The following is a 12781-nucleotide window of genomic DNA, read 5'->3' as shown; positions in this document are numbered from 1 at the left end:
AAACTTATACTTCTGGACAATCATACTCCATCGGAGAAGAGGTCACTCATTATAAAACCCCCATTCCACAAGTTAATCACCCTGCTTAACACGCAAAAAAGGACTTGAATCAAAGTTTTGATCTCAAGTCCTTGTAATAGAAATACTTTTAGTATTTATTAAAGTTTGGGGATTTGTTTTCCTGCTTCTATTAATACTTTGTTACCTAACAAGAAAAATCCTTGAATAAACATTAGCAAGCCTGTTCCAATAAGCAGCCATTCAATCATAATGATGTCCGATAATGGTCCGAACAAGAGCATTCCTAAAGGCATCATGGAACTTGAAATCATCCCTAAAACTCCAAACACTCTTCCCAGAAAATCTGCCTCTACCTTTTCCTGTAATAGGACTGTTGAAGGCGTGTTGAAAACCGGCATTGCAATTCCGACCAACCCCATAAAAATGAGATAAATCCAAAAAACCGGAATCATTCCTAGGGCAAAGGTGCAGACTCCGATTCCAAGACTTGCTAGTGTCATGGTGTGAACCTTGTTCTTAAAACCACCCCAAGAAGCCATAATAATGCCGCCAAGCATCATCCCAAGTGAAAAAGTAATTTCTATTGCCGTTAAACGCCAAACATCGTTACCGAAACTACGAGTCACTTGCAGAGGAGTTAAAAAGGCAACAGGTGCTGCTAAGAAAAAGAAGCCGGCACAAAACAAAAAAAACCTCTTCACATATCCATGACTTCTGATGTAATTGAATCCGTCACACAGATCTCTAAAATAACTCAGAGTTTGTTTTTCAAGTGCTTTCGCGTGGACAGGGACATGTAAAAATAAAAGCAGAACTAAAACAGCAATGACTGCTGTGATCACATCTATAAAAAATATTAATTCAATAGTAGCCATTGTCAGGAGGGCACCACTTAACATAGGGGACAGTAACATAACTAGCGCTTGGATTGTTCCGTTCGTGGCGTTCACCTGAGTTAGTTTATCCTCCGGTACTAGTTGGGGGAGGAATGCTCCTATTGCAGGCACTTGAATAGCTGATCCAAGTGCGCGTATGGCGGACATTACTAAAAGTAGCCAAAGGGAATAATGGCCTAGAAGAAACAAAATTGCCAGAACCAGCGTCGATAAGGCAATCAATGAATCGGATACCATAATGAGTGTTTTACGATTATAACGATCAGCCCATACCCCAGCAAATGGTGAAAGAAATAAGGTAGGCAAAAAACCGCAGACAATGGCTAAGGTCATCATTACTCCGGACTGGGATTTTAAGGTAATATGCCACATAATTGCATATTGAACCAGGGATGATCCAAAGAGGGAAATGGTCTGACTAACTAAAAAAAGTATAATATTTTTTTTCCAACCTATATTCATATCCTATTATTGTCTCCATATCTAATTTGCTTGCTGTTTCAGTTATTAATTTACAATTCTCACTAAGCATTCAATTACACCTTTTTCACTACTAATCTTTTATTAATATTAGATTATTACCCAATTCTTAGCCAAGTATAAAAAAACTCGCATTTCAGAAGCGAAGTCTTTCCTGAAAAGGATTAATGAGATCTTTCACAAAATCTTGAAGATTTAGCCTCTCCGGTCTTGTCTGGTTATACCATTTTCGTACATTTTCTAAAAGCCAAAAAGGCAGGGCTTTTCCGTCAAATAAGTGATAATGCTCCGTATATCCTTCTTTCAAGTATTCCCACCTTTTATCGTTTCCTGGCTCCAGATACTCAGAGACATCAACAAGCTTTACCTGACCCTCATGAAACAGTATATTTTTGAGATGAATGTCTCTTGGGTTCAGTCCTCTGCTGAGTACATAGTCTATCGCATTGTCAACCTCAATAATGACCTGTTTGGGTATATGAATTCCTTGTAAAAGACAATCATACAGAGTAATTCCTGCTTCGTAACTAATCACCAGATAGTTTAATCCTTTGCCATAATACACAGGAAAATACTTCGAGTAACCTAATTTTAAATAAACTTTGCTCTCTTGTTCTAACTTTTCTAGCTTGTCATTACTAAACACTTTATAAGCGTACTGGGGTGCGGAGATGAAGCGAAACACCGCAGCATCTGTCCCTCTACCAATACACTTAAGCTTATTAGATTTAGCTTGCACGAGAACAAGTTCATTTTTGCCATTTGACGAGACTTTCACTTTACTTAATTCTCTCTTCGCAATATCCCACTCCATAAGCTCACACCCTTTGTCTCATGTCTCAATGATGCTCCACTTTCACAATCCTCTACCTATGTATGAACACATATATGAACACATAAAAAACTATTAATCAATTTATAAATTATACTCGTCTTAGAGTAATCCTAGTCTACCATAAAAGGCCGCCAAATGGCGGCCTTTTCCATCGAGAGACCGTAAGCGATAGAATTCTCGATGCTAGACTATTAAACGATCTGTCCATCTCCATAAACCATGTATTTAATCGTCGTCAATTCTCTCAACCCCATAGGGCCTCGGGCATGCAACTTCTGAGTGCTGATTCCTATCTCTGCTCCAAAGCCGAAGCGTCCTCCATCCGTAAATCGTGTTGAAGCATTTACATAAACGGCAGCAGCATCGATTTCTTTCAAGAACCTTTGAGCCTTTGAGTAGTTCTCGGTGATGATCGTTTCAGAATGCTTTGTAGAGTATCGATAGATATGATCAAGCGCCCCATTAAGACCTGGCACGACTTTAACACTTAATATAAGATCGAGATGTTCTTCCACCCAGTCTTCTTCACTGGCAGGTGAAGCGTAAGACAAGATTTCACACGTTCTTGAGCACCCTTTAATCTCAACTTGCTTTTTTTGCAGTTCTTCACCAATCAATGGAAGAAAGTCTTCCGCAATCCCTTCATCCACAAGCATGGTTTCCAATGCATTACAGACCCCTGGATTTTGGGTCTTGGCATTGATAATAACAGGCACAGCCTTCTCAAAGTCTGCGTCTTGATCAACAAATGCATGACACATTCCGGTTCCGGTTTCAATGACTGGAACAGTGGCATTAGTTACCACCGTTTGAATCAGGCCAGCACCACCCCTGGGTATAACCACATCAACATAATTATTTAAACGGATTAACTGTTGAACCCATTCTCGATTTGTCTCTGTAATCAATTGAATAGAACCTGATGGCAATCCGCTTGCCTCAGCAGCTTCAGCTATAACTCTCGCCAAGACTTTATTGCTTTCCAAGGCCTCCGACCCGCCCCTCAGGATCACAACATTTCCTGACTTTAGACACAGTGCAGCTGCATCAACTGTTACATTAGGCCTTGCCTCATAAATCATGGCCACGACTCCTAATGGAACCCGAGTTTGTTGAATGCGCAAACCATTCGGCCGTGTCCACACTTCCCCTTCTCCTACCGGATCACGTAACGCTACTACTTCATGGAGAGATTGACTAATTTGAGCGATGCTCGCTGATGATAACTTCAATCGATTTACTAAGCTTTTCTTTAGACCCGTATCTTCAGCAGCTTTAACATCCAGGCTATTTGCTCTAAGGATTTCTTCCTCATTTTTTAGGAGTGCTTCTGCCATAAAGATTAGGGCTTTATTTTTGGCCTCCGTGCTGGTGAAAGCCAATTGTCGAGCTGCTTGTTTAGCTTTATTCCCAATCTCAATTAATTCCGGAAAAAACATATGATCTACCTCCCTTTGGAAAATATTCTATTATAATCTACATCTAAACTTATGCTCTAGGCATCAACCATAAGTGTCATATTGTCCCGGTGAACTACTTCTTCGCCATCGAAATTCTCAATAAATTGATGCAACTTCTCAGAGTGCAAACCCTTTACCAGCTTTACCTCAGCATCGCTTAGCTCAACAACGCCTCGAGCAATTTCTTCTCCCTGGAAATTAATGATTCGAACGATTTCTTTTCGTTCCCAGGTTCCTTCAACATTGGTAATTCCTTTAGCCAATAAACTTTTTCCTTCTTCCACAAGAGCTTTGGCCGCGCCTTCATCAACTTGAATACTGCCTTCAGACAATCCTGCATAGGCAATCCAACGTTTTCGACCTGCCAGTCGATGTTTGAGCGGTTGAAAAAATGTTCCCAAAGGTTCTTGGCTTTTAGTTGACGGGCTAAGTTCCGGCAATCTTGTAAAGTTTAAAAGCAGCATTCCAATTCCGAAACGGGTAGCTATCTTGGCGGCCCGAAGTTTGGTAACCATCCCTCCCGTTCCTAATAAGCTTCCTGCCCCACTTGCCATACATTCAACAGCTGAAACATCGGTAACCTCTTTAATTAGTTGAGCGGATTGATCTTTCTTGGGATTTGCAGAGTATAAGCCATCGACATCCGTTAAAATGACCAATAAATCTGCCCCAACTAATCCGGCAACTAAGGCGGATAAAGTGTCATTATCTCCAAAGCAAAGTTCATCCACCGCAACTGTGTCATTTTCATTAATGATGGGCACAACTTGTAAACGCAGTAATTTCTCTAAAGTGTTTTGGGCGTTTCTATAGTGAGAGGCTTGGGCCAAATCAATACGGGATAGTAAAACTTGAGCCCCTATTATTCCTTGGCGTTCAAGATAACGAGTATACATCTCAATGAGAACTCCTTGACCTACGGCTGCTACAGCTTGTTTGCCCGCCAAATCACGCGGACGAGCTGTAAGCTTCAGTTGTCCCATCCCGGCAGCTACTGCTCCAGATGAAACGATTATGCACTCCACTCCACTCTGCTTTAAGGCGGCAATGACCGAAGCAATCTCATTAATTGCACGCTCATCAATCCCACCTTGTGGATGGTTTAAGCTGCTGCTCCCTATTTTCAAGACAACCCTACGAACCTCACTGATTTTCACTCCGAATACTCCCCTTCCAAGTCTTCCGCACGTCTAGCACAAGCCCAAGCTGCGTTCTGAACTGTCTGAGCCAATTTTTCCTCCATAAACACATTGAGGGCAGCATAAGTCGTCCCATTGGGCGAAGTGACTTCCTCACGCAGTTTTCCCGGTGATTTATCACTTTCCGCAATCATTTTTCCCGATCCAATTAGGGTTTCAAGCACCAAGACCTCTGCTTCCGCTTCACTAAGGCCTAATTCCACGCCAGCCTTGATTAAGCTTTCAGCAAAAAGATAAAAATATGCCGGCCCACTGCCACTGATAGCTGTTAACGCATTGATATTCTTTTCGGGCACCCACATAATCTTACCCGTGGCTGAAAAGATCTTTTCCCCCACACTGGCCTGCTCATCATCAACATTATCACCCCGCACTAATCCGGTCATGGAATGAAGTACAGCAGTTGAAGTATTGGGCATTGCCCTAACCACTGCAACCCCCGGCAAATACTTATAAAACACCTTCAAAGGGACACCTGCCGCTACACTAATCACCAGTTTATCCTGCAACGAAAAACCTGCTAAATCTTTCAAGACCCCTTGGACATCCTTCGGCTTTACTGCAATAATCAAGACCTTAGAATCTTCTACAAGCTCAGTTAACGAGGTGGCGATAACCTTATATCTGTCAACCAACCCCTGTAGTCGTCCTCGATTGGAAAGATTAGTCACTCGAATCTCAAGAGCACTATTTGCCTTCTTTAAACCACTAATCATAGCCTCCGCAATATTTCCCCCACCAATGAAACCAATACTGTGTGACATATCACAACCATCCTTCCCATACCATTATTTATTAAAAAGCCAATCAGAAAAATGCTTTACATTGGCCTTGCCTTAATTTCAAGCTCATACCATACTCCTATTAGCATTTCCCTAACTGCAAGAACATTCTCTCTCAATCCCCAAACGTCTTGAACAAGAAGTTCAAGGAATCCATTTATCAATAACATCCAAGCGAGAACGGGCTATTATTCCTTACTTTCACGAATTCCCGTTCCCAGCCCCAGTCGACCAGAAAGCTAAGGAGCCAATAGCTTAGTGAACACTTCAGTGGAGTTCACGATAAGGCGAGTACCGATGCTGAAGGCCAATTGCGCCCAGGTTCACTTCCTGCGCCGCCCAGAGGTTGGCGCAATTCCTTCTGCATCCAACGAGCCAGTGAACGCAACGTGTGTGAGCGGGCTATGGCTCCTTACTTTCACAAGACCCTATGGCTCCTTACTTTCACATCCCCGTTCCCAGCCCTAGTCGACCAGAAAGCTAAGGAGCCAATAGCTTAGTGAACACTTCAGTGGAGTTCACGATAAGGCGAGTGCCGATGCTGAAGGCCAATTGCGCCCAGGTTCACTTCCTGCGCCGCCCAGAGGTTGGCGCAATTCCTTCTGCATCCAACGAGCCAGTGAACGCAACGTGTGTGAGCGAGCTATGGCTCCTTACTTTCACAAGACCCAAAGACCTAAAAAAGGCCCCTCTCATCCTTATATCAAGGACGAAAGAAGCCTTCCGCGGTACCACCTTTATTGCCAATGCCAACTCATCACTGCCAGATTGATCTAACAAAATTCCGCATAACGGTGGATACCGTCCGATTCATCATCAGAGCATCACGACTGGGGTTCTGATACCGAAGGTGGAAAAACTCTCAGCAATTGTCTTTCTCTCTGAACACTATCGTCTATCATACTAGGTCGATCACATGCTATATTCTCTATCCAGTTAGGTATACTTTATCTTAATTAATTAAAATTTTCAAGTGTGTTTCTAACATAACCTGGAAAAAACATTAAAACAAAGACAATACTACACCACACTTTTAATCACTACTATCGTAAACTATTTAAGCGCTTTAACAACCGCATCGCCCATTTCACGAGTGCCCAGAACCTTGTCACCTGGTTTTGCTAAATCAGCGGTTCTATACCCTTCTTCCAAGACTTGCTCAACCGCTCTCTCAATCTTCTGTGCCTCCTCCTCTAAGCCAAAGGAGTAACGTAACATCAGAGCACCTGAGAGAATCGTGGCCAAAGGATTGGCAATATTCTTTCCTGCAATATCCGGGGCCGATCCATGAGCAGGTTCATAGAGTCCTTTACTGCCATTTAAGCTTGCCGAGGAGATCATTCCAATTGATCCCATGAGCATAGAAGCTAAATCTGTCAGAATATCTCCAAACATGTTCTCTGTTACGATTACATCAAACTGCTCCGGCCAACGTACCAATTGCATGGCGGCATTGTCGACATACATATGGGTTAATTCAACTTCCGGATAATTCTTGGCAACTTCAAGAGTAATCTCTCTCCAAAAACGAGAAGACTCCAGGACATTTGCTTTGTCAACGGAACAAAGCTTTTTACGCCGCTTCATTGCCGTTTGGAAACCAAGTTCAACAATACGCTGAATTTCTTCCTCAGTATAGATCAAGTTATCAAAGGCACTTCTTGGGTTAGTTCCTCTCCCTTTCTCACCAAAGTAAAGTCCACCTGTCAATTCTCGCAAAACAACAAGGTCAACGTTTTTAACCACTTCAGGTTTAAGAGTAGAAGCATCTACTAACATTGGGAGCATCTTCACAGGACGAATATTTGCAAAAAGACCCAAAGCTTTTCTAATCGCCAGCAATCCTCCCAGTTCTGGGCGTTGGGGAGCTGGGAGGGTATCCCACTTAGGCCCACCCACTGAACCTAGTAAAATCGCGTCAGCTGCCTGTGCAGCTTCAAGTGTTGCATCCGGCAAAGCTTTGCCCACTTCATCAATTGCAGCTCCCCCTATTAAGCCATATTGAAACTTAAGGCTTTGAGGATGATCCTTTAATACAGCTTCTAACACCTTGACGGCTTCCGGGGTTATTTCTAACCCAATACCATCACCGGGAAGTACTAAAACATTAGGCATTATTCTTCCTCCTTCAACTTAGGGATAAGTCCACCGACACGAATCGGTTCTTACTGTTTAATCTCAATCCAGCCTCGTGTGTAAGCTCGATTTACTGCTTGGAGATAACCTCTTACACTTGCTTCGATAATATCCGTACTAACTCCACGTCCAGCAACTAGATTCTCTCCAAATTTTACGCTTACCGTAACTTCCCCTTGCGCATCTTCGCCACCATCAAGTGCTTGTAAGGAATAATGACTTAATTTCCCTTGAGTTCCCAACACTTTATCAATGGCTTTGAAAGCGGCGTCAACTGGTCCATCACCGCAGGCAGCATCAGCGAGTCTTTGCCCTTGATACATTAACCCAACCGTTGCTGTGGGAACTAAATGAGTTCCACTAGAAATCTGCAGGTAATCTAAATTTATCTGATCAGTTTTCTCTTTCTGTTCATCAACTAAGGAGAATAAATCGGCTGTGGTCACTTCTCGCTTTCGATCAGCCAAAAGTTTAAACCGAGAAAACAACTCTTCAAAATGACTATCCTCTAACTCCAGTCCCAGATCTGCCAGCCTCTGCTGAACAGCGTGACGTCCTGAATGTTTCCCTAGGACAATAGATTCAACATCAACTCCAATGATACTTGGCGACATAATTTCGTAGGTGGAACGCTCTTTCAGCATACCATCTTGGTGGATACCGGATTCATGGGCAAAAGCATTCTTACCTACGATGGCCTTGTTATGCTGAATCATCATTCCGGTTAGGCGACTTACCAATTGACTGGTTCTGGCTATCTCCGAGGTTACAATACTGGTTTCCACATTAAACTGATCCCGGCGGGTGTGTAAAGCCATGACAAGTTCTTCTAAGGCTGCATTCCCGGCTCTTTCACCAATTCCATTTACGGTGCACTCCAGCTGATGTACACCTATTCCAACTGCAGCAAGGGAATTAGCAACTGCCAAGCCTAAATCGTTATGGCAGTGGACACTGACTTTCACCTTTTCAATCCCAGTTGTTCGTTCCATAATTGCTTTTAAAAATGCGGCATACTCTTCAGGCGTGGCATACCCCACCGTATCAGGAACGTTAAGCACAGTTGCGCCAGCTTGAATAACCCCTGTGAAAACTCTAGCCAAAAAATCTACATCGCTGCGAGAAGCATCTTCGGCACTAAACTCAATATCGCTAACCTTGGATTTTGCCAATCGAACTGCCTGGACAGCTTGTTCAAAGACTTCGTCGGGGGATTTTTGTAATTTATACTGCATATGTATGGGGGAAGTAGCTATAAAGGTATGAATGCGGGGAGACTCTCCGCCTGATATTGCCTCCCAGGCACGTTCTATATCTTTGGCATTCGCCCGAGCAAGGGCGGCAACACCTACATTTCTTACCTCTTGAGCAATCCTGCGCACTCCTTCAAAATCTCCTGGGGAGGCTATCGGAAATCCTGCTTCAAGAACATTAACTCCCAGCTTTCCTAATTGGTGGGCAATTTGCAGTTTTTCCTCAGCATTAAGTGCTACTCCGGGAGATTGTTCGCCATCTCTCAGAGTGGTATCAAAGATTTCAATCCGCCGCATTACTCTAACATCCTTCCGATTACTATTGAAAAGCATTGTGAAAAGAGTGGACAGGTGAATCTGGGTGGTAAAATTAGATCATTGCCACGAATGGCAATGATCTGCAATCATTCAAAAAACCAAGTAGTCTCAGACAGATAAACCTGCTAAAAGATATCAACTATTCGTGTTTTTTCAACCAGCTCATCATTCCTCTTAATTGCTCCCCAACTTTTTCAATGGGATGATTTGCTTCGATACGGGTCATAGCATTAAAGGTTGGACGATTAGCTTGGTTCTCAAGTAACCATGCTTTTGCAAAACGACCATCTTGAATTTCTTCAAGAACGCGTTTCATCTCTTTTCGAGTTTCTTGATTAATAATGCGTTTTCCAATGGTCATATCTCCGTATTGAGCAGTATCAGATACTGAATATCTCATCCAGCTCATACCGCCTTCATACATTAAATCAACGATGAGTTTTAACTCATGCAAACACTCAAAATAAGCGATTTCCGGCTGATAACCTGCCTCGACTAAGGTATCAAATCCAGCTTTAACCAGCTCAGAGGCTCCTCCGCAAAGGACTGCTTGTTCTCCGAAGAGGTCAGTTTCAGTTTCCTCACCAAAAGATGTCTCCAAAACGCCGGCTTTAGTTGAGCCAATTCCTTTAGCGTAAGCTAAGGCCAATTCTTTAGCCTTACCGGAAGCATCCTGATGAACAGCAATCAGGGCTGGAACTCCTGCCCCTTCAGTGTAAGTACGACGCACTAAATGGCCTGGGCTTTTCGGAGCCACCATAAAAACATCCACATCACTTGGAGGGACAATTTGACCGAAATGAATATTAAATCCATGAGAAAATACTAAAGCTTTTCCGGAAGTTAGATGTTGCTTAATCTCTTCATTATATACTTTACTTTGGGTTTCATCGGGAAGCAAAATTTGAATAACATCTGCCCGCTTAGCAGCCTCTTCTACTGTCATAACTTCAAAGCCGGCAGCTTGAGCACGTTCAGTACGCGCACTCCCAGGACGAAGCCCTATAACAACATTCAGTCCGGAATCTTTGAGGTTTTGAGCTTGAGCATGTCCTTGACTACCATAACCCATTACTGCGATAACCTTGCCTTTTAATAACTCCAAGTTTGCGTCTACATCATAATACATTTTTGCCATCTTTCTAAAACTCCCTTTCAACTATAAGCCTTGCCTTTAAATAACCAAAGCCATTTTTATTATACTACACAAGGAAAATCTTTCACTATGCTTCTGAACGCAAAATTGCAACTTTTCCAGTGCGTACTAACTCCATTAATCCATAAGGTTGAATTGCGTGGACAAACGCATCAATTTTGGGTATATCACCGGTTAATTCTACGGTTAAATTCGTTCTACCCATATCCACAACTCGCCCGCGGAAAATATCCACTGTTTGGAGAACCGCAGACCGTGTTTCACTACTGACTTGAACCCGAATTAAGGCAAGTTCACGATCAACAACACATTCACCAGTATAATCCGAAACCGAGTGAACAACCACTAGTTTGCTTAATTGATTTCGTACCTGTTCTATGATTTGATCATCCCCATTAACGACGATTGTCATTCGCGATAGCTCCGGATCTTCTGTTTGACAGACTGTCAGACTATCGATATTATAACCTCTCCGGGTAAACAATCCTGCAACACGAATCAAAACCCCAGGATTGTTCTCCACAAGAACTGCCAGTGTATGCAACATATTATTACCTCACAATCATTTCAGTAATAAGTTTACCTGGGGGAACCATAGGTAAGACATTTTCATTTTCTGAGATAGCAATCTCCACCAGCGCTGGTCCGGGATGATTAAACGCTTCCTCAAGAGCGCCGCGAACCTGTTCGAGGGAATTGACATAGATTCCATGGATTCCATAGGCTTCTGCCACCTTGACGAAGTCAGGGCTGCCTTGAAGACTAATTTGACTATAACGCTCAGCATAAAACATTTTTTGCATTTGTCGAACCATACCAAGAACTCCATTATTAAGAAGGACAATCTTAATAGGAAGTTTATTCTGAGCAATCGTACCCAACTCTTGAATCGACATTTGAAAAGACCCATCACCCGTTATCACTACGACTTTTTCATCGGGACGGGCAATTTGTGCTCCTATGGCCGAAGGTAAGCCATAACCCATAACGCCAAGACCGCAGCTGGTTGCATAATTGCGCGGGTTTACTGTGGGATAATACTGAGCAGCCCACATTTGATGCTGTCCTACATCTGTGGTGACAATGGTTTCTCCCCCGGCTACTTCCCCGAGACACTGAATGACCATCTGAGGGGTGAGCCTATCCTTATCATACTCCAAGGTATGATTCGCCTTCCAGTCATGCAGTTGATTCCACCACTCTGTAACTTGAGGTACCGGAAAAGCCGGCAGAACCTCGAGCATCTCTGTTATTACTTGGCGCGCATCGCCAACAATTTGGATATCTGTTTTTACCACTTTCCTAATCTCAACCGGATCGATATCAATATGAATAACCTTAGCTTTAGTCGCAAACCGATGCCCTATACCGCTTGTTACACGGTCATCAAAACGCACACCCACCGCAATTAACAAATCACAATCGTCCACGGCATAGTTGGCTGTCACTGTTCCATGCATTCCAACCATACCTAATGAGTTTGGATGTTCAAAAGGAAGGCTTCCGGTTCCCATCAAGGTTGTAACCAATGGAATGGATGTTTTATCAATAAATTGCCTCAAAACATCTTCCGCCCCGGCGGTAACTACCCCGCCCCCCGCATATAACACGGGCTTTCGAGACTCTGAAAGTACTTTGACCACTTCTTCAATCTTTCCATTGTTGGCTTGTCCAAACACTTTATATCCTTTTAACTTCATTTCGTTCGAAAAAGGAATAACATTTTCAGCCGCCAGAACATCTTTGGGCAGATCAATAAGAACGGGACCCGGACGACCGGTACGAGCAATATAAAAAGCCTCTCTGACAATCCTAGGCAAATCCCGGGCGTCTTTAACCAAATATGAATGTTTTGTAATCGGCATTGTAATTCCAATAATATCTACCTCTTGAAAAGAGTCGGAGCCTATTGAACTTGTGGGAACCTGCCCGGTCAAAACAACCATAGGGATGGAGTCTAAGAAAGCATTAGCGATACCGGTTACCAGATTCGTGGCTCCCGGACCGGATGTCCCTAGGCAAACTCCAACTTTCCCACTTACTCTGGAATAACCATCCGCCGCAAAAACAACTCCCTGTTCATGCCGACCCAACACATGACGAATCGGACTATCTAAGAGAGCGTCATACAGTGGAAGCAATACCCCTCCGGGATACCCAAAGATGACCTCAACACCTTCTTGCTGTAAGGCATTTAATAAGATATGGGCGCCAAGTAATCCTGTTTTTTCTTCTTCACTCACAG

The 12781-nt window shown here is 43.2% G+C and carries 10 protein-coding genes; all 10 read right to left on the bottom strand.

Annotation, left to right across the window (positions count from 1 at the left end):
* Positions 1–158: 158 nt before the first annotated feature.
* Entirely contained in the window at positions 159–1379 is a 1221-nt protein-coding gene (locus tag BLS16_RS18465; protein ID WP_092335133.1) for an MFS transporter, read from the bottom strand.
* 154 nt (positions 1380–1533) lie between these two features.
* The gene (locus BLS16_RS18460; protein WP_092335132.1) at positions 1534–2211 is read right to left on the bottom strand and encodes a protein kinase family protein; all 678 of its coding nucleotides are present in this window, start codon (positions 2209–2211) and stop codon (positions 1534–1536) included.
* A gap of 212 nt (positions 2212–2423) precedes the next feature.
* The gene (locus tag BLS16_RS18455; RefSeq protein ID WP_092335131.1) at positions 2424–3671 is read right to left on the bottom strand and encodes a glutamate-5-semialdehyde dehydrogenase; all 1248 of its coding nucleotides are present in this window, start codon (positions 3669–3671) and stop codon (positions 2424–2426) included.
* Positions 3672–3727: 56 nt separating this feature from the next.
* Entirely contained in the window at positions 3728–4843 is a 1116-nt protein-coding gene (gene proB, locus BLS16_RS18450; protein ID WP_092335157.1) for a glutamate 5-kinase, read from the bottom strand.
* A 2-nt stretch (positions 4844–4845) separates the two neighbouring features.
* Positions 4846–5655, bottom strand: coding sequence for a pyrroline-5-carboxylate reductase (gene proC / locus BLS16_RS18445; RefSeq protein ID WP_092335130.1), 810 nt, complete (start codon positions 5653–5655; stop codon positions 4846–4848).
* Between the two features lie 1071 nt (positions 5656–6726).
* The gene (gene leuB / locus BLS16_RS18435; protein ID WP_092335128.1) at positions 6727–7788 is read right to left on the bottom strand and encodes a 3-isopropylmalate dehydrogenase; all 1062 of its coding nucleotides are present in this window, start codon (positions 7786–7788) and stop codon (positions 6727–6729) included.
* A 50-nt stretch (positions 7789–7838) separates the two neighbouring features.
* Positions 7839–9395, bottom strand: coding sequence for a 2-isopropylmalate synthase (locus tag BLS16_RS18430; protein WP_143015551.1), 1557 nt, complete (start codon positions 9393–9395; stop codon positions 7839–7841).
* A gap of 124 nt (positions 9396–9519) precedes the next feature.
* On the bottom strand, positions 9520–10518 hold the full coding sequence (ilvC, locus tag BLS16_RS18425; RefSeq protein WP_092335126.1) for a ketol-acid reductoisomerase: 999 nt from the start codon (positions 10516–10518) through the stop codon (positions 9520–9522).
* A gap of 85 nt (positions 10519–10603) precedes the next feature.
* The gene (gene ilvN, locus BLS16_RS18420) at positions 10604–11083 is read right to left on the bottom strand and encodes an acetolactate synthase small subunit (RefSeq protein WP_014903616.1); all 480 of its coding nucleotides are present in this window, start codon (positions 11081–11083) and stop codon (positions 10604–10606) included.
* A 4-nt stretch (positions 11084–11087) separates the two neighbouring features.
* A complete protein-coding gene (ilvB, locus tag BLS16_RS18415; protein ID WP_092335125.1) occupies positions 11088–12779 on the bottom strand; it encodes a biosynthetic-type acetolactate synthase large subunit in 1692 nt (563 codons plus the stop codon).
* Positions 12780–12781 lie beyond the last annotated feature (2 nt).

The sequence above is a fragment of the Desulfosporosinus hippei DSM 8344 genome (assembly GCF_900100785.1).
GTDB lineage: Bacteria > Bacillota > Desulfitobacteriia > Desulfitobacteriales > Desulfitobacteriaceae > Desulfosporosinus > Desulfosporosinus hippei.
Note: the sequence above shows the minus strand (reverse complement) of the source record. Positions and strands in the feature narration are given on the sequence as shown.